18 protein-coding genes, 1 tRNA gene and 1 pseudogene are annotated in these 19,389 nt (G+C 36.3%); 8 read left to right on the top strand and 12 right to left on the bottom strand.

Going from position 1 to position 19,389, the window contains the following annotated elements; genetic code table 11:
• Window positions 1-531: 531 nt before the first annotated feature.
• Window positions 532-1,017, top strand: a complete 486-nt coding sequence (locus GTK47_RS00360; RefSeq protein ID WP_165121789.1) for a hypothetical protein — start codon at window positions 532-534, stop codon at window positions 1,015-1,017.
• 100 nt (window positions 1,018-1,117) lie between these two features.
• Window positions 1,118-1,990, top strand: a complete 873-nt coding sequence (locus GTK47_RS00365; RefSeq protein ID WP_165121790.1) for a phosphorothioated DNA-binding restriction endonuclease — start codon at window positions 1,118-1,120, stop codon at window positions 1,988-1,990.
• A gap of 83 nt (window positions 1,991-2,073) precedes the next feature.
• Here the strand turns inward: GTK47_RS00365 and GTK47_RS00370 are convergent, their stop codons facing one another.
• The 8 genes from GTK47_RS00370 to GTK47_RS00405 form a co-directional block, all read right to left on the bottom strand.
• Window positions 2,074-2,910 (bottom strand): DUF932 domain-containing protein, encoded by an 837-nt coding sequence (locus tag GTK47_RS00370; RefSeq protein ID WP_165126406.1) that lies wholly within the window; start codon window positions 2,908-2,910, stop codon window positions 2,074-2,076.
• A gap of 127 nt (window positions 2,911-3,037) precedes the next feature.
• A complete protein-coding gene (locus tag GTK47_RS00375; RefSeq protein WP_165121791.1) occupies window positions 3,038-3,457 on the bottom strand; it encodes an antirestriction protein in 420 nt (139 codons plus the stop codon).
• Between the two features lie 122 nt (window positions 3,458-3,579).
• The gene (locus GTK47_RS00380; protein ID WP_109407369.1) at window positions 3,580-3,795 is read right to left on the bottom strand and encodes a hypothetical protein; all 216 of its coding nucleotides are present in this window, start codon (window positions 3,793-3,795) and stop codon (window positions 3,580-3,582) included.
• Between the two features lie 88 nt (window positions 3,796-3,883).
• Window positions 3,884-4,336: a hypothetical protein gene (locus tag GTK47_RS00385; RefSeq protein WP_241256053.1), complete on the bottom strand. Its 453-nt coding sequence runs from the start codon at window positions 4,334-4,336 to the stop codon at window positions 3,884-3,886.
• Window positions 4,337-4,399: 63 nt separating this feature from the next.
• Complete coding sequence (locus tag GTK47_RS00390; protein WP_165121792.1) at window positions 4,400-4,618, bottom strand: hypothetical protein; 219 nt, start codon at window positions 4,616-4,618, stop codon at window positions 4,400-4,402.
• 11 nt (window positions 4,619-4,629) lie between these two features.
• Window positions 4,630-5,325: a WYL domain-containing protein gene (locus GTK47_RS00395; RefSeq protein ID WP_165121793.1), complete on the bottom strand. Its 696-nt coding sequence runs from the start codon at window positions 5,323-5,325 to the stop codon at window positions 4,630-4,632.
• 39 nt (window positions 5,326-5,364) lie between these two features.
• On the bottom strand, window positions 5,365-6,096 hold the full coding sequence (locus GTK47_RS00400) for a DUF3944 domain-containing protein (RefSeq protein WP_165121794.1): 732 nt from the start codon (window positions 6,094-6,096) through the stop codon (window positions 5,365-5,367).
• Window positions 6,097-6,262: 166 nt separating this feature from the next.
• Window positions 6,263-7,246 carry a hypothetical protein gene (locus GTK47_RS00405; RefSeq protein ID WP_165121795.1) on the bottom strand — a complete coding sequence of 328 codons (984 nt, stop codon included), beginning with the start codon at window positions 7,244-7,246 and terminating at the stop codon, window positions 6,263-6,265.
• A gap of 480 nt (window positions 7,247-7,726) precedes the next feature.
• Here GTK47_RS00405 and GTK47_RS00410 point away from each other — a divergent pair, with 480 nt between their 5' ends.
• Window positions 7,727-8,326, top strand: coding sequence for an inovirus Gp2 family protein (locus tag GTK47_RS00410; protein ID WP_165121796.1), 600 nt, complete (start codon window positions 7,727-7,729; stop codon window positions 8,324-8,326).
• Between the two features lie 105 nt (window positions 8,327-8,431).
• Window positions 8,432-8,641, top strand: coding sequence for an AlpA family phage regulatory protein (locus GTK47_RS00415; RefSeq protein ID WP_165121797.1), 210 nt, complete (start codon window positions 8,432-8,434; stop codon window positions 8,639-8,641).
• A gap of 198 nt (window positions 8,642-8,839) precedes the next feature.
• On the opposite strand, the gene GTK47_RS00420 is transcribed toward GTK47_RS00415, so the two are convergent.
• Window positions 8,840-9,232, bottom strand: coding sequence for a hypothetical protein (locus GTK47_RS00420; RefSeq protein ID WP_165121798.1), 393 nt, complete (start codon window positions 9,230-9,232; stop codon window positions 8,840-8,842).
• Between the two features lie 438 nt (window positions 9,233-9,670).
• Here GTK47_RS00420 and GTK47_RS00425 point away from each other — a divergent pair, with 438 nt between their 5' ends.
• The 4 genes from GTK47_RS00425 (at window position 9,671) to GTK47_RS00440 (ending at window position 16,358) form a co-directional block, all read left to right on the top strand.
• Window positions 9,671-11,227, top strand: a complete 1,557-nt coding sequence (locus GTK47_RS00425) for a type I restriction-modification system subunit M (protein ID WP_165121799.1) — start codon at window positions 9,671-9,673, stop codon at window positions 11,225-11,227.
• Window positions 11,224-12,426 (top strand): restriction endonuclease subunit S, encoded by a 1,203-nt coding sequence (locus GTK47_RS00430; RefSeq protein ID WP_165121800.1) that lies wholly within the window; start codon window positions 11,224-11,226, stop codon window positions 12,424-12,426. Before GTK47_RS00425 ends, GTK47_RS00430 begins: the two co-directional genes overlap by 4 nt.
• A gap of 128 nt (window positions 12,427-12,554) precedes the next feature.
• Window positions 12,555-15,677, top strand: a complete 3,123-nt coding sequence (locus GTK47_RS00435) for a type I restriction endonuclease subunit R (protein ID WP_165121801.1) — start codon at window positions 12,555-12,557, stop codon at window positions 15,675-15,677.
• 162 nt (window positions 15,678-15,839) lie between these two features.
• Window positions 15,840-16,358, top strand: a complete 519-nt coding sequence (locus GTK47_RS00440) for a hypothetical protein (protein WP_165121802.1) — start codon at window positions 15,840-15,842, stop codon at window positions 16,356-16,358.
• 40 nt (window positions 16,359-16,398) lie between these two features.
• Here the strand turns inward: GTK47_RS00440 and GTK47_RS20430 are convergent.
• The 3 genes and pseudogenes from GTK47_RS20430 to GTK47_RS00450 all read right to left on the bottom strand — a co-directional run.
• Window positions 16,399-16,646 (bottom strand): annotated as a pseudogene (locus tag GTK47_RS20430) (integrase); the annotation flags it as partial.
• 16 nt (window positions 16,647-16,662) lie between these two features.
• Window positions 16,663-17,934, bottom strand: coding sequence for an integrase arm-type DNA-binding domain-containing protein (locus GTK47_RS00445; protein ID WP_165121803.1), 1,272 nt, complete (start codon window positions 17,932-17,934; stop codon window positions 16,663-16,665).
• A 197-nt stretch (window positions 17,935-18,131) separates the two neighbouring features.
• Window positions 18,132-18,216, bottom strand: a tRNA-Leu gene (locus tag GTK47_RS00450).
• Window positions 18,217-19,389 lie beyond the last annotated feature (1,173 nt).

Below are 19,389 nucleotides of genomic sequence, written 5' to 3' on the forward strand. Positions count from 1 at the left end.
GTCACGTATTGTTATAATTGTGTCGCAATATCAAAACTTCCTGTTTTATCTATGCTTTTAATAGATACAAGAATAACGTAAATTTTCAGTTCAACCCAACTACATTTACCAATTGCAATAGAGATATTATCTTGAAAACTTTTAAAAATTTGACAGCTATGTCCTTCTGATCACCTATTATTGATCGCAAAGCCATCACAGAGAAGCTTGTCGAATGTATTAAATCCTTTTTCTGTTCTTCTTTGGCTTGATACAATTGAGTGTATATTGGAAGATAAAAAACAGGTAATACCTTGATAAATTATGAATTTTAAATATAAAAAAGACGCTCTTAGCGTCTAATTTTTTGGTGCGAAGGCCGGACTCGCAGAACAACACTAACAACATGAAATTTAAATAATATATTTTTAGTTTTTATTTTTATCCCCACAAATGTACCCATATTGAAAACATTGCATTGATAGATATAAAAATTAGGACAATATTTGGTTTATACTTTATCAGCCTAAAACATGCTAATAAGTCGAAACCATGAAAACGATAAACGAGCTCAGAAAAGAAGCATTAAAATTTCGAGAACTACTTAACAACTGTGATAAATCAAATACGGAACTCGTAATAGATTGTTTTCCTATTATGAGCTGTAAGCTTTCTTCAATGCTTTTAGCATACCATTTTCTAAAAAAATGGCCAAACCTAGAACTAAAAGGTATCTCCGCAGCAACAGGCAAGAATGAGGAAATAAGCCATTATTGGCTAGAAATCGACGATATTGTGATCGATATAACTGGCGATCAGTACAATATGATCGATGATAATGAGCTGAACAAAAAGATCATAAAAAATAGACCTTTTCCTTCAGTGCATGTTGAGCTCATTTCTGACAGCTATTTATATAACCTATTTAAAATAAAAGAAAAAGAAATGCTAATATCAGGATTTCCTGAAATTAGTACTGATTTCATAGAAAAAATGGAAATTGGTTATAAGCAACTATTGATCCCTAAAATCATTTAATCCCCTTTTGCATTTAATCAATGAATAATGTATTAATAATCATCTGATTTTTATAGGCAATAACTATATTAAGTGAATGGCAAGATAAGTAAAAATCACTATGTGTACTCAAAAAACACTACAACATAAAGTTTCTAATATCTCAATATGGCGTAAAGGCGATCAAAGAGCTCCTCATAAACCGTTATTACTCCTATTAACACTTTCAGAGTACCGAAAAGGACATGATCGACTATTTAATTATGGAAATGAGATTCATCAACAGCTATTAGAGCTACTTGTTAGTTTTGGCCCATCTCGCAGAGAGCATTACCCTAATATGCCCTTTTGGCGATTAGCACGTGATGGATTTTGGGATTTAGAATCGCACGAAGAATGGTCCTTACAAAAAAATAATAAACAGCCATCAAAAAATGAGCTCATCAAGCAAAATGTGTTAGGTGGATTTAATCAAGAAAGCTATCAACTCCTTCTACATAAGCCAAGCCTAATCGATAAATTGGCGCAACAAATTTTAAGTAAGCATTTTCCTGAAAATGTTCAAGATATCATAGCTAACCGTCTCGATTTCCCTCTACAAGAAATTCGCAAAAACCGTGACCCTGCATTTAGAAAAAATATTCTTCGGGCCTACAATTATCAATGTGCTATATGCGGCTATAACCTACGTTATGATAGTGCTGTCATTGGCTTAGAAGCAGCTCATATTAAATGGAAACAATTTGGGGGGCCATGTACTACGGATAATGGAATTGCATTGTGTGCATTACACCATTCTGCATTTGATATGGGAGCTATCAGTATTGATGATAGTATGAAATTACTCGTTTCTAATGGAGTTAATGGCAGCCAAATGGTAGAGCAACTATTTTGGCAGTTTGCAAATAAACTAATATACTTGCCTAAAAACCCCTTAGAATATCCCAATGATACATTTATCAATTGGCATCAAGAACAAGTCTTTAAACAATAAAAATTAATTAGTTAGATAATCCATCATTCATATCTAAATGGTATATCAGCATATTACTTTTCCGTTGTAATATGCTGATATCGTTATACCTTATCTATACGAGAAAAACATTCATGCATCTTTTCTGTCATTACCCACAGTGCTTTATTCAATTTAATATCCCCATCAATGCCATTCACTGAACGAGTACGAGCCCGTTTACCTTTGGCATTTCTGCCCGATAATCCTCCTTTGATTAAATTCTCCTGCAAGCGTTGGTACACTGTCCAGAGATCATCTTTCTTATCTTCCCATCGGCGAGGCTGTAAAACCTGTTCCTCGGTAATCGGTTGATGTTCTTCACCAAAGCGATACGTTAAAGCTGCTTGAGCCAAAGCTTGTTGTGCTGGTGGTGGTAATAGAAGAGATTGCATCTGTTCTCGCTTTTCAGCGACAGCATCAAACGTTTCTAGTATTTCATAAGCCCCTTCAATCACTTTGCCAACAACATCACCTTTGTGCGGTACACGCACTTCACCAAAAGTATCTCCACACACTAGCCCATTTTGACATACTGCTCTAAATAAGCCCGGCAACATTTGATAACTGCTTGAGCCATCATGGCTATTAAGTAAGATAATTTCTGGCACTTGACTACCTGTAATTTGGTCATGGCGTCTCAGGCGAAGCATGTGTTTGGTGTGCATCTTTCGACTGCTGTCTCTCACTCGTGTTTGACAAGCGAAGAAAGGATAAAACCCTTCTTTTTGTAAACTATCCAGTAAAGTAATGGTTGGGATATAGGTATAACGGTCACTACGTGATTCATGTTTTTCTTCAGAGAAGACACTAGGTACAGTACAAAATAGTTCTTCAATTGTAAGTGGGCGGTCACGACGAATACTGTTGGCACGCCCAAAGCGTGAGGCTAATCGACTCATCATCAATTCCTTAAATAATATATTGGGTTAGATAAATACGTTAAATACAGTGAAGTAATGCAGGCGGAGATAAGAAAAACGAGATGAATATAGAGGCGAGAGGAAAGCGTAAAATGCGTAAAATAGATTAATCAATCAAGTAGAAAATGGCGTCCGCTTCAGGGTGTTGTGAAGCAAACTCCCGTAGTTGATAAAAACGTTCACACATTACCTCACTTTCTGTTTTAAATGACCACAAGCTGAAAACTAATAAGCACACGACAATGCCCATCGCGTGAGGCGAAACCTGTGCTTCATGCCCGTTATGCGGATTGATTAATAGCAGTTTCTCTTCAGGCAAATCAGGGTAAAGGTAAGCGCCTTGATTTGATAACGTACAGAACGACCAAAAACCGCCGTGATAGTCAGGGCATAATTGGTCGAGGGTATGAAAGATAACAGATTCTATTTTTAACCATTGTGGAATAGCACCGAAGTGCTTAAACCAAAAATTATCACGATGGCGTAACGAAACTTCTTTAGAAATAATTTGTTCAATTGAAGACATGATAAATTTCCTTGTTGAGGGCATAAAAAAACGAGGCGTGATGAGCCTCGTTAATCGGGATTAAAATGTTAATGAAGGCAAATCAGGAGGGAGTGAGTAAAACCAACGGCCCATCGCGATAGTTAGGGTTTAAAAAGCGCTTGTATGCTTTTATCCACCACACTGCCGACGATAACGGCACACGTAAACGCCGCACCCAAACGGGCTGTTTGACGGCTATCATCACTGAGTTCAGGGCGTTGCTGTAACGCTTCATCCACCGCTTTTTGGGCACAGTAGGCGGACGCTAAAACCACGAGTGCCCCACTGGCTTGGGCAACCCATCGACATAACGACATAGAAAAACCTCAAAAAAAGCCACTCAATGTGAGTGGCGTATAAAAGGGAAACGTGTTGATGTTAATAACGCTATCAACCTATATTGACTCATTGAGGGCCAGACCAGGTATCCGATTGTAAGGTTAAAAATGACTCACAGCGTGGTTCACCCACTTTACACACTTTAGTGGCGATGGACTTAGCGGGCCATTGACGTGACGTGCTGTACTCAAGACCTTGGTTATCTAAACACGCCACTTTTAACCAATTCTCTTGTGCCCCCGTATTAAAGTAAATACTGCTGATACAAGTCATCGCTTTTGGGGCAGGTTTATTCTCCGATTGCTGCCAATTGGTTTCTGAGACTAATTGTCCTGCCGGTAAGCCCAATCGCCATTTCCCTTCCCGTTTATCATTCTCCACTTTTAATTTTTGAGCAAATTCTGGCGTTAAATAATAGGTATAACGGTCAGGTTGAACTTCACCGGGTAAATAAAGGGCACTTGCGGTAGGAATAATCATAGCACCCAACATCAATAAACCGATTTTCTTAAACATCATAAACTCCTTAATGAGTCAAATTATTCATACAATAATAAAAAGTACGTATTACTTAGGTATTACTTATAAAGAAGAAAAGGTCGCTTTTATCATGGCGTCAGATATTCCACCGATAATGACCACCGTTATAAAGGCCATCAGCAGTCGCACCGCGCGTTGTAAGGGAATGGAGACATCATCGTGTAACAGACTTGCCCTACAGCGTGCTTGGGCTTGATAGGCGAGATAAAGTGTCGTGGCGGTACCCAATAAACTTGCGACACCGCGATTAAATGAAAACATCCTAAAACTCCTTATTGTTCACTCGACCGAGTAGGCGAAGTCAGTGCCTTGATATAGTGAAAGTGAGGTAATGCGGTAATAAATTGCGGTTGTTGTATTAAGTGTTCTATCTCCTTTTGTTTAATAAAAGTACGTTGAGTGACAAACACATCACTCATCTCTTTCATGTAGAAAACCTGTATCGCTTTCTCTTTGGCACCACAAAAATACCAATAGCCATCAAAGTAAATCAGCTTATAAGGCGCAATCCCTTTCACGGTCGTATCGCGATACAAAAATTGAATACAGCGTTTATCAATAATGGCTTGCGTCAATACGGCAAATGCGCCAAACAGTGAGGGCGAATGTTGAGGTGCCTCGTGATAAATCAGATAAGGCGGAGCTTCTTCGGTGTCTAATAACACCGAAATAAGCTTTCTATCGAGAGAGGGAAAGAACGGCACCATGCTTGTCATGGACGCAAATTGCAGAATGTCTTTATCGGTTCTAAAAAGACGTTGTGATTTTGCTAACCTATAACAGCCGTCTTTGTATTCCAAGTCGAGATAAATTAATCGTTCATTAAAGTCACGCTGTAAAGTCCGCACTGACACATTAAACTCGTGTGCCAATGCCGTCAGCGACAACGTTTCGCCTTTAAACAACTGCGTAATAATAAAGGCTAACCGTTGCGCTAAACGGTCATGACGATGTTGAGACAATGACATAGACGTTATTCCGTTAAAGCCAACAAGCGAAAAATGACGTTAGTCGTGAGAAAGGTGTTTTTGGCGTAAATAAGCCACAATAATGCAAGCCGGCACCGTGACACGATAGGCGGGGCCTGCGATATCAGACAGTAGCCAAGCCGAACTCAGCGCGAGACCAATAGGTCCGGCAATAAACGACAGCGCGCGTTGAGCCATAAACAGCGTGCCAAAGGTCGCTACACCGCCTAAGGCATTAATCACACTGATAGCGGATAAGGTCGCAAGCTCTAAGGCCGCAAAACCAGATGTTCTAATGGCGGCCTGCATGGCAATTAACACCAGTTGTGGGGTAGGATTGGTGAGATTTAATTGTAATTCTTGAGCTAATTTTTTTAATTCCTCCTGTGTCATGTTGTCTAAGCTTTTTTCAAAGACTTTTAATAAGAAATTTAATTCAATGGTTTCTGTTTCACTGTTTTTAGCGTAATTCACCGCCAACTTATCACAGACGTCCGTTAATATTTCACGATACAGCACGCCTTTATTACCCCGAAATAAACTCACTAAACTGTTGGCACCATAGGTTTGTAATTCAGCACAAATAGCGGGCCAATATTTTTGGTGGTTAGGGTAGAAGAGTTGATATTCAGGCGTGCTTGTTAAGGTTTCAGACCAACGTTTTTCACCGTCTTTAACATCATGAGTTAATACCGATAATAATAACGATAAGTCTTCATTACTGCATTGCCCAATAAAGGATAAATCTGCATCAATACGATAAGTTGCCATCTTGGTATACCTCATTAAATATAAGATGGCATTACTATAAAACACCCACCTGACAGGATATGACAGAGAAAATGATTATTTTCGACAAATAAAAATGACTGAAACGACAGGGTGTGTCGCTTCAATGATAAAGCCTTTTGTTTGGCTTCAAATGATTAATATATATCTAAGATTTTTTTGATTTATTCTTTTCTTTATCTTTTTTTAGCTTATTTTTTGCCATTTCTACTGATGCCATACCATAGCCTCTAAAATTCGGTATATAAAAAGATTTTTTTGCTAACGATATAAGGTAATTTTCAAAAAATTCTTTTTTATTATCATTATTGAAATAATATTCATAATTTTCATTACCTTCATTAAAATCAGGATAAACAATAAGAGTTTTATCATTTTTCATGGATGCAATAGAAACCACTTTTTCATATTTCTTTTTTATCTTTCTTCTTGTGGTGCTATCCCCCATACTTTCATATTGTTCAGCTGGGTTAATATTTTCTTTCATTGTGAAATATAAAACCTCACCTGTTCTATTTTCTGATTTAATCACCTTTCTCCAAATACCATTTATTTCCCTTACTAGCTTTTGGTTAAAATAACAATCCTTTAAATAAAAATTCACATGAGCATAGCAACAATTATTCGATTTTTTCTTGAGTAAAACCCAAAAATAGCCAATCACAAAATCTTGATAAAACGCATGAGACCGAAGATTATTAAAAAAACGAGATAATACTTTTTTATATTCTTTTGCAAAAGTAGCGTAAGATTCATTATGACTTATTTCATCCATTCCTAAAGAGACACAAATTGTGTATCTTTTTTTATTTATTTTTATCAATTTATTATGATAATTTTTTATCTTTCTATAGAGTAATGCCTTTTTATAGATTTGTTCATGTAAAGAATTTAAAATTTTTCTGGGAATATCATAGTCATAATCATTGAGATAATATTTGTATAAATATCCTAATATGGATGTAAAAACATACTTATATTGATACTCCGCCTCAATAAAGAAACAATAATCCTGCATTAATCTTTCTATTTTTTCTATCAACGCCTTATCAACCTTAACTTCAATATAAGCATCTTTTTTATCAGGTAAAGCAAAGTAAAAATCCTCTCTCATTTCCTTTAAAATCATCATATAAACCTTATCATTTTAAACATAAATGTTATCTATAAAAACACAATAGTTATCATTTTAAAAAACACAAATTATCACTTTACTCAGAAAAAACAAGGAAAAATAGGTGATGGCTATTAAAACTAATATCAGAGTAAAAAAGGGAGAAGAAAACTCAAAAAAAGAGGGTGTAGAAAGCCTGTTTTTTCTCAACAAAGGCTGAGGATAAACTCCCCTTTGTTGGTATAGTAATATACCTAAGATTGTTACATGATTATCTTTGTTACATATTCACTTTACTTATATAACGACTTTACTGATATACCTCTCTCTGTGATAAAGATAAATAAGTCATCACTAAGCATTCTCTCAGTAATATATTAAGCATTCATGTTAACTCACCAATAACGGTTCAATTAAACCATTCACAATAAGTCATAAAGTTAAAAATAAACATTCTATCCATTGATATGAATAAACCCATTATCAAGGATAAATATCATGCTTATTAACTACCCTGACGAAAGTTATAATTCGTCTTACCTCACAATCATTCACAATGTAATTAATGATGCGATAAATTCATTATCGCGTATTATTGCTATTCGTGTTGATCTTCGTTTTCCTTATTCCTCTAATGATATTCCATCTAATAATAAAGTGATGACTCGCTTTATTGAATCATTCAAAGCAAAACTAATCAGTGATACGAGAAGAAAAGAGAAAACTTGGGGTAGACGACTCAATAATCCATTACATTATGTTTGGGTAAGAGAGTACGGTGAAAGGAATAAACAAAAACATTACCACCTTCTTTTATTACTGAATAAAGACATCTATTACACATTAGGTCGATATAATGAAAGTGATAATAGCTTATCTTCTATTATTCAATCTGCTTGGTGTAGCGCACTTAATATTAATTATCCTGCCAATGCTTCTTTAGTTCATTTTACAGAGCACGGAAAATATTATTTAGATAGAAACTCACCTTCTTTTAAACAAGACGTAGATTCCCTTTTAACGCGTGTTAAATACTTAGCTAAACATCATACAAAAGACTATAACGATGCTTATCGTTCGATTGGTTATAGCCGCTAAAAGTCTTTTTTTACACGGAAGAGTAATGATATAGAAGTCATACTCTTCCTTTAATTAAGAGACGACTTCTGCCTTTTCATTCCCATAAAAGACAGGAGCATTATCATGAGTACACAACCCACTTCTTTATTAGACGGTGAATTAATCGATATGAAATTTATTACTCGATTTACTAAACTCACCGATAAATGGTTTTATGCACTGATTCAAAAGGGTGAATTTCCTGAGCCCATTAAACTAGGGCGAAGTTCACGCTGGTATAAATGTGAAGTAGAAAAATGGTTAGAAAAGAAGATTAGAGAATCAAGAAAGTAATTAACGCCTTTCTTATTTTCTTTTCGCTTACCTCGCTTATTTCTGAATTAAATTATTTCATTGCCATCACGCTTATCATGTTAATCATGAGGCATAACGGTATCTGTCGTTTCTATTATTATTAATAACTGTTAACAGTAACCCACTGGCTTAAATCACAGCGAGTGGGTTACAAATACAATTAAGATCATTCTTTAATTAAGGTAACTCGACTTCACTGATACTCGGTGTTGCATTCGTGCTACCTTGATAAATATTGGCATATCCTTGCTGTGGATAAATAACCACGGCATTTTTTTCAATATCAAAATCACAGTTAGTCATATTAGGCATAAAGACAGCTTGTTTCTTCTTAACGTTAACAGCCCAAATCCCGCCTGATTCACAATCTCTAGGTAGCTGAGTTTTTACCACGCTATAACATCCTTTCTCTGCTAAAAGCTCGCACATAATATATTCATTACACCCCTCAAAAGGTGAGACTCCCTCTGACGTCTTTACCGCTTCCAATTCATCCCAAGTTACTGCATAAGTATTTATAGATAGTAGTGATAAACCTAACCCTAAGACCAATTTTAGTTTTTTGTTCATTACGACATCCTATTTTGTCAAATTCAATAAAAAACATAAGTTATCTTAATAGTGTAGTCGTTTTTTCTGATCTTTTTATCTCATTCACGCTTATAGCTAACTTATAAAAATACTTTCTTGACTTATCAATGAACACTGAACTTAATCTATCGCTTTATGGTATTATCTGAATAATCATTATTTAAGTAGAAAAAATAGGATTAGGCATATTAATCAGTAAGTAACCGTATATTTACAGTATTGTCATGACCAAAATAGCCAATCCGTACTACTGCAAAAATTAGCTATATGCCACTGGTACACCAGATAAATAGGCAACTTAGAAAGTGGATCTCGTTATAGTTGAAAATGGTACTAGTTATTTGTTCAATGCATAGATAATTAACTAATTTAACTGATACAAGAATATACGATTAATAAATCTAAACAGGATAAGAAATGACAAGTCAACAACAACGTGCTGAATTACATCGCCAAATCTGGCAAATCGCTAATAATGTCAGGGGTTCTGTTGATGGGTGGGATTTTAAACAATACGTTCTAGGGACTCTTTTTTACCGTTTCATCAGTGAAAACTTTGCTAACTATATTGAAGCTGGTGATGAGAGTATCAAGTATGCAGAATTAGATGACAATATTATCACGGACGATATCAAAGAAGATGCCGTGAGAACGAAGGGATATTTTATTTACCCAAGTCAACTGTTTTGCAATGTAGCAGCAACAGCAAATACTAATGACAGACTAAACGCAGATTTAAACAGTATTTTTGTGGCAATTGAAAGCTCTGCATCAGGCTACCCATCTGAACCCGATATTAAAGGCTTGTTTGCTGATTTTGATACCACCAGCAACCGATTAGGTAGCACAGTAAAAGATAAGAACAGCCGCCTTGCCGCTGTCTTAAAAGGGGTAGAAGGCCTGAAGTTAGGGGATTTCGATGCTCATCAAATAGACTTATTCGGTGATGCCTATGAATTTCTGATTTCTAACTATGCCGCAAATGCGGGCAAGTCAGGTGGCGAGTTCTTCACACCTCAGCACGTCTCAAAACTAATAGCGCAATTGGCTATGCATGGCCAAACACGTGTCAATAAAATCTATGATCCGGCTTGTGGTTCTGGGTCACTCCTCCTTCAAGCAAAAAAGCATTTTGATAATCACATTATCGAAGACGGCTTTTTTGGTCAGGAAATTAACCATACGACATTTAACCTTGCTCGTATGAACATGTTTCTGCACAACATCAACTATGACAAATTTAATATAAAACTAGGTAACACTCTGCTAGCGCCTGAGTTTAAGGATGATAAGCCATTTGATGCGATTGTTTCTAATCCACCGTATTCGGTGAAATGGATTGGTAGTGATGACCCAACACTGATTAATGATGATCGCTTTGCACCAGCAGGAGTATTAGCACCAAAATCAAAAGCCGATTTTGCTTTTGTTCTTCATGCTCTAAATTATCTGTCATCTAAAGGACGAGCAGCTATCGTCTGCTTCCCAGGGATTTTCTACCGAGGCGGTGCAGAGCAAAAAATTCGCCAATACCTAGTTGATAACAACTATGTAGAAACGGTGATTTCATTAGCGCCAAATCTATTTTTTGGAACCACCATTGCGGTGAATATTTTAGTGCTGTCAAAACATAAAACCGATACCCATGTACAGTTTATCGACGCAAGTGAGTTATTTAAAAAAGAAACCAATAACAATATCCTAACGGATGAGCATATCAAAAAAATCATTCAGATATTTGATAGTAAAGTAGATACTGACTACTTGGCAAAGTCTGTCGAGTATAAAACTATCGCAAGTAATAATTATAACCTGTCTGTCAGTAGCTATGTGGAAGCCAAAAATACACGTGAAGTTATCGATATCGCTGCACTTAATGCTGAGCTAAAAACGACAGTTAGCAAAATTGATCAATTACGTAAAGATATTGATGCGATTGTAGCGGAGATTGAAGGTAGTGAGGTACAGGAATGAATCAGTTAAGCTATCTGGAAAAACTGCTGGATGGGGTTGAGGTTGAGTGGAAGCCTTTAGACGATGTTTGTGATTTTAAAAATGGATTTGCATTTAAAAGTAACTTATTTAAAGAAGCTGGATTACCAATAATTAGAATCACAAACATAGATGGATTTAACGTTATTTTAGATAACGTTAAATACTTTTCACCGAATGATTACAAGGAAGATATCTCGTCCTTTGAAGTATCCATAGGGGATATATTAATTGCAATGTCAGGCGCCACGACAGGAAAGGTAGGGATCTATAAAAGTGAAAAGAAATGTTATCTTAACCAACGAGTTGGGAAATTTATACCAAAAGATAACATTTTAAATAAGAAATTTTTATACCATTTCTTATTATTAAATACAAAATCAATCTACATCCTTGCTGGAGGAGGAGCACAACCAAATCTAAGCTCAAATGCATTGATGTCAAAATTACTTATCCCCATTCCTTGCCCAAATAATCCAGAAAAATCCCTCGCAATTCAATCTGAAATCGTGCGGATTTTGGATAAATTTACCGCCCTTACCGCTGAGCTTACCGCTGAGCTTACCACACGTAAAAAACAATATAACTACTATCGTGACCAGTTGTTGAGCTTTGATGAAGGAAAAGTGGAATGGAAGATGTTGGGAGAAATAACTGACATAAACACTGGTTCAAAACCAACTGAACTTATTAATACCCTTACAGATTTTGATTATATCAATGCTGGAACATCTAGGTCTGGATATAGTAAAAAAAGCAATTGTGAAGGAGATACGGTTACAACCCCTTCTCGAGGTCAGGGAGGAATTGGCTATGTAGGGTACCAAAGAAAACCATTTTGGTTAGGGCCTTTATGCTACAAGTTACAATCAATCGATAATAGAGTTCTACTCAATAAGTACCTTTTCTATTTTCTCCAATCAAAAAGCTGTTTGCTATTGGATTTAAAAAAAGAAGGCGGTGTACCTGCTGTTAACAAATCTGACCTTATCAAACTAGAAATACCTTTACCTTCATTAGTTAAACAACAAAAAATCGTAAAGTACCTTGATAAATTCGACGCTCTAACAAACTCAATCTCCGAAGGCTTACCCCGTGAAATTGAGCTACGACAGAAGCAATACGAATACTATCGGGATTTATTATTTAACTTTCCCAAACCAAAACCCGTAACCAACTAATATAATCCCCCCTTGTTAGTAAGCGTATTTTGCTGACAAGGTGACCATTTATTTAATCGCCTGATACTCTATACCGTACAAGTATCACTGGCTCACCGAAAAACAGAATAATGAAAGCAGGGAGCAGTATGATGCAACAAACAAAAACGATTGCCGAATCCAATAATTTTATTGTGCTAGATAAATACATCACTGAATGGGATGCGAATGATCGCTATCAAAGTGAGGCAGAGTTAGAGCGTGAATTGATCCAAGATTTACGCAATCAAGGCTATGAGTTTGTGCCTGATTTAACATCACAATCGGCTATGTTGGCAAATGTTCGGGTTCAACTCCAAACACTGAATAATGTTGTTTTTACAGAAAGTGAATGGCGACGCTTTACCGAGCAATATCTCGATAATCCCAGTGATACGATTGTCGATAAAACACGAAAGATCCACATCGATTATATTTGTGATTTTACTTTTGATGATGGCCGACTAGAAAATATCTACCTTATTGATAAAAAAAACCTGCTTAGTAATAAGGTGCAAGTTATTCAGCAATTTGAGCAAACAGGCTCACACGCCAATCGTTATGATGTCACTATATTAGTCAACGGTTTACCACTGGTACAAATTGAGTTAAAAAAGCGTGGCGTAGCGATTAAAGAGGCATTTAACCAGATACACCGTTACAGCAAAGAGAGTTTTAACTCCGATAATTCCCTGTTTAAATATCTGCAAGTTTTCATTATCTCAAATGGCACAGATACCCGCTACTTTGCTAATACCACTAAACGCGATAAAAACAGTTTTGATTTTACTATGAACTGGGCGCGCTCAGATAACACCCTAATTAAAGATCTCAAAGACTTTACGGTGACTTTTTTCCAAAAAAATACATTATTAAACATTTTATTCAATTACAGTGTATTTGATATTAGTAATAATCTGCTTATTATGCGTCCTTATCAAATAGCAGCGGCTGAACGAATTTTGTGGAAAATTAACAGTGCCTACCAAGCTAAAAGTTGGAGTAATAAAAATAGTGGTGGATTTATTTGGCATACAACGGGTTCAGGTAAAACCCTGACCAGTTTTAAAGCAGCACGATTGGCGACCGAACTCGACTTCATTGATAAAGTGTTCTTCGTGGTTGATCGTAAAGATCTTGATTATCAAACAATGAAAGAATATCAGCGTTTTTCCCCTGATAGTGTTAATGGTTCTGATAGTACTGCGGGGCTGAAACGTAATCTGGAAAAGAATGATAATAAAATCATCGTGACGACGATCCAGAAACTGAACAACCTGATGAAAGGTGAAACAGATTTACCTATCTACCACCAGCAAGTTGTTTTTATTTTTGATGAATGCCACCGTAGTCAGTTCGGTGAAGCACAAAAGAATCTGAAAAAGAAATTCAAACGATTTTACCAATTCGGTTTCACGGGTACACCGATTTTTGCGGGTAAAAATGCCTTAGGAGCAGAAGATACGGCAAGTGTTTTCGGTACTGAATTACACTCTTACATTATCACCGATGCGATCCGTGATGAAAAAGTGTTGAAGTTTAAGGTAGATTACAATGATGTTCGTCCACAGTTTAAATTGATAGAAACCGAAACGGACGAGAAAAAGCTCAGTGCGGCCGAAAACAAACATGCTCTACTTCACCCTATGCGGATCAGTGAAATTACTCATTACATCCTAAAAAACTTTCGTAAAAAAACACATCGAGCTTTTTCTGGAGCAAAGGGATTTAATGCCATGTTTGCTGTTAGTAGCGTCGATGCAGCAAAAGCCTATTATGAGACTTTTAAACTTCTTCAACAGGCTGCTATTGAGCGAGATAATCATTATAAACCACTCAAAGTGGCTACCATCTTTTCTTTCGCTGCCAATGAGGAGCAAGATGCTATCGGTGATATTAATGATGAGAGTTTTGATGTTACTGCGATGAACAGCAGTTCACGGGAATTTTTAGAGTCAGCTATTGCGGATTATAACGCTCAATTTAAAACCAACTTCAGCACCGATGGAAATAGCTTTCAAAACTACTATCGAGATCTTGCAAAACGAGTTAAAGCACAAGAGGTTGACTTACTCATCGTTGTCGGCATGTTTTTGACCGGCTTTGATGCGCCAACACTCAATACCTTATTTGTAGACAAAAACCTACGCTATCACGGATTAATGCAGGCATTTTCTCGTACCAATCGAATTTACAATGCCACAAAGACCTTTGGTAATATTGTCACCTTTCGTGATTTAGAGCAGGCTACCGTCGATGCGATTACTCTGTTTGGAAAAAGTAATACCAAAAGCGTTGTAATGGAAAAAAGCTACACCGAGTATATGGAAGGTTTTACAGACAGCCTAACGGGTGAAGCACGACGCGGTTTTATGGATATTGTAAGCGAATTAGAAAACCGCTTCCCTAACCCTGCTGATATTGAATTAGAAAAAGAGAAAAAAGCCTTCATTAAACTGTTTGGGGAATATTTACGTGCTGAAAGTGTTCTGCAAAACTACGACGAATTTACCTCATTAAAGGCCTTACAAACTATTAATCTTGATGATCCTGATGCAATAGAAGCCTTTAAAACTGATCATTATTTGGATGATGAGAAATTTGATGAACTTCAAATAATACGTTTACCCACAGATCGCAAGATCCAAGATTATCGTTCGAGTTATAATGATATCCGTGAATGGCAACGCCGCGAACGTGACGCTAATGCTAAAGACAAAAATACCGTTGACTGGGATGATGTTGTCTTTGAAGTGGATTTGCTGAAATCACAAGAAATTAACCTCGATTATATTTTAGGGTTAATTTATGACTACAACAAAAACAATACAGACAAAGAAACGCTCAAAGAGGAAGTTAAACGTTTAATCCGTGCCAGTTTAGGCAACCGAGCAAAAGAAGGATTAGTCGTTGATTTTATCGAACAAACGAACTTTGATGATATACCAGATAAAACAAGTATTATTGAAGCATTCTATACCTTTGCACAACAAGCCCAACAACGTGAAGCAGATGCGTTAATCAAAGAGGAAAATTTAAACGACGCGGCTGCACGACGTTATATCAGTACCTCATTAAGACGCGAGTATGCCACTGAAAATGGTACCGCGTTAAATGAGATACTCCCCAAACTCAGTCCGCTTAATCCCCAATACAAAACTAAAAAGCAAACTGTATTTCAAAAAGTTGTAGATTTTATTGAGAAATTTAAAGGGGTGGGGGGGAACGTATAACATATCATCTAATTTACTAGTACATCTGATTTTGACAATATCAAACTCGTGATCATGCTAAATAAAATTAGACATAGTACTACATTTTATCGTTTACGATCCCCCTATGACCGTAATTTAACCCCTTTTTAATAGGTTAGTAATACGTTTGAGGAAAAGTATATGACTAAATTTTTACCTTTTATTGGTCGTAAATATAACAATAGTATCTATGAAGTGAGAGTTATGATCTTAGGATTATCTCATTATGGTGATTACGAAGATCAATATCTCGAATTTACAAGAGATGTTATAAATGAAAATGCCTATTCAACAGGAAATAGATTTTTTACGCTTTTAACTAACTTATTACGTTTATCTAAAATAGCGCCAAGTGATGATGAAAGAAAAGCTGCATGGGAACATGTTGTTTTTTATAACTATATACAAGATATTGTTGGAGCTACAGGAAGGATATCACCCACAACAGAAATGTGGAATGCAGCAAAACGCCCATTTTTAAATGTAGTTCAAGAATTGAAACCACAATTAATCATTGTTTTAGGTACCCAATTATGGGACCAACTTCCTGAAATTAATGGGATTGAATGGTGTTATGTGAAGCACCCTAGTTCAGGAAGCTTTTCATATGATGAAGCTTTCCAAAATTTTCAAGAAGCGCTAAAACGTATAAAAAAATAACTTTTACAGTAGTCATCTTTATGTCTAGACGTAAAGATGGCTACTGTAATTTAAATTTTATACTCAACACATTACTCAAACTCCTTTCCAACTCATCCATATAATCCGCATACCACTGCATCATTTCTCTGCGCCCATCCATATACTGAGCATGATGATACGTGCCACGGATCGCATACTTATCGATATATCCAGTTCAGTCCATGTAGAGTTATATCTTTTTTCATGCAAAATTGTGCTCATCGTATAGAGGAATACATCCCCTGTCAGCCTCCCTTTATATCTGACAATTCAATGATCTAATTTAAATTGCCTTTAATGGATTACCCGACTTAGCAAAACTAAACGGCGAAATTTCCCTTTCCCTATTCGCATCTAGATAATCAGCCCACCACTGCACCATCAGTCGCCGTTCCTCAATATGCTCTGCTTTATGAATATAAGCAGCTCTTACTGAGTTGCGTTCTTGGTGGCTCATCTGCCTTTCTACTGCATCCTTCGACCATAGCCCTGACTCGATCAGCGAGCTACACGCCATCGTTCTAAAACCATGACCACAAACTTCTGTCTTAGTGTCATAGCCCATCACGCGTAATGCGTTGTTAACCGTGTTTTCACTCATAGGTTTTCTAGGGTTATGATCGCCAATAAAAATCAGTTCATGGTTGCCGCTGAATTGATAGATCTGTTTTAAGATCTCAATGGCTTGTCTACTTAAAGGGACTAAATGAGTAGTACGCATTTTTGATCCGCGATGTGAATGCTTAACCCCTTCTATCGCTTCTCTTTCAGCGGGGATCGTCCACATGGCATTTTCAAAATCGATTTCATCCCAACGAGCGAAACGGAGTTCACTGGAACGAATGAAGACTAACAAGGTAAATTTGACTGCAAGCTTAGTTAACGGTCTTCCCTTATAATCATCGATGCGTTGTAAGAACTCAGGTAAGCGTTTAAGCTCTAATGCGGCTCTATGAACTCGTTTACCAGTGGCAACTGCGCCAGCCATATCTTGCGCTGGGTTATAGTCGATTAAACCGCTTTGTACGGCATAACGCATTATGGCAGTCACACGTTGCTGTAAACGCGCCGCCACCTCAAGACGTCCAGACATCTCTACGTCTTTAATCGGTTCGAGTAGATCACGAGTTTTCAGTTCAGCAATATTACGTTTACCTATAGAGGCAAAGATATTGTCTTCAAGACTTTTTAATACTCGATGGCTATGCCCCTCTGACCACTTCTTATTCGTTGCGTGCCAATCGCGAGCAACCTTCTCGAATGTATTAAATTCCTTTTGTTGCTCTTCTTTTACTTCTTTGCGTTTTTCACTAGGATCTACTCCGTTAGCGACAAGTTTTCTTGCCTCATCTCGTTTTTCACGGGCATTCGCTAGGGAGATCTCAGGGTATACGCCAAATGCAAGCATCTTTTCTTTACCGCCAAAGCGATAACGAAAGCGCCAATATTTAGAACCATTGGGGTGAACCAGAAGAAATAATCCTTTACCATCTGTCAGCTTATACGCTTTATCTTCAGGTTTTGCAGAACGGATCTTAGTATCGGAAAGTGCCATTTTAACTATCCTCGCAGCCGAATTGCGGGTACAAAACTTTATCGAATCGGCATATACCCGCAAATGTACCCACATCATTAACTTGATGTCGGTTGAGTTGAGTATACGTTGGTAGAGTTAAAATGCGAGAGGAACCTTGCAAACACTGGATTTCAGATACAAAAAAAGACGTCGGTTGACGTCTCTTGATGTTCTTATGGTGCCGAAGGCCGGACTCGAACCGGCACACCCGAAGGCGGTTGATTTTGAATCAACTGCGTCTACCAATTTCGCCACTCCGGCACTGAAGTGTGTCTGGAAAACCTGTCCATTATACTTGCGTGAACAACCCTCGCAACAATTATTGTTAGTTTTCAGTTTGATTGGCGAAAAAAAGTGCATTTGGGGTTTATTGTTATCATAAAACACGACTTATAGGTTACATCAAGGTATCTATCGTTAATGCTTTAATCATATTGTATCGATCGTTCAATTATCTTGTTGTTCTTGTATCTAAATTTAGCCATTATTTTATTTATACTTTCTTAGCTCTTATTTTTTTAAGGCCACACCATCATTATATAAATTTATTAAAACTAATTTAATTAATCGATATACTTAAAATTATATAACGATAAATAAAAAAAGGATCAAAACTTGGGTTAGTGTTTTGATCCAACAGTACTGCTAATAGAGGGCTTAATTTTATTTTAATGACTATAAGTTATTTTTATCATGTCATTGCCCTTTTCTTCCCTGGTGTGAGGAAGAAGGTAGTTATATTTTATTAATATAATGTACTTCTTTATCTATACTACATATTATTGATATAAGGATTTACTACTTTAACAAGGTAATTCTTACTACTACATAGGAAATTACTATTTAACACAAAGGTACTTATTTACTACTTTAACGAAGGCACAACTATCTAATATAAAGGTACTTATTTACTACTTTAACGAAGATACTGCTATCTAATATAAAGGTACTTATTTACTACTTTAACGAAGGTACAACTATCTAATATAAAGGTACTTATTTACTGCTTTAACGAAGGCACAACTATCTAATATAAAGGTACTTATTTACTGCTTTAACGAAGGTACTACTATCTAATATAAAGGTACTTATTTACTACTTTAACGAAGGTACTGCTATCTAATATAAAGGTATTTATTTACTGCTTTAACAAAGGTACTACTATTAATATAATGGTGTTGAAATATTACTACTAATATATAACTTATTTATTATTAAAGAGGCTATTTTATAATATGCCTTCTTATTACTTCACTCTATTATTGCTGTGTTATCTTTGCTCTGTAACTCTTATATTCTCAGTCTCTCGACTTGATGAAGCTATAATAAATTTAATTTCACAATCCCACAATCAGTAAATTATTACAAAATATGACACACTCTTATATTATCTTTATAAAGCTTCAATAAGAAGTCAAAAACCAACAAATGCAA

It is taken from the genome of Proteus sp. ZN5 (assembly GCF_011046025.1).
GTDB lineage: Bacteria > Pseudomonadota > Gammaproteobacteria > Enterobacterales > Enterobacteriaceae > Proteus.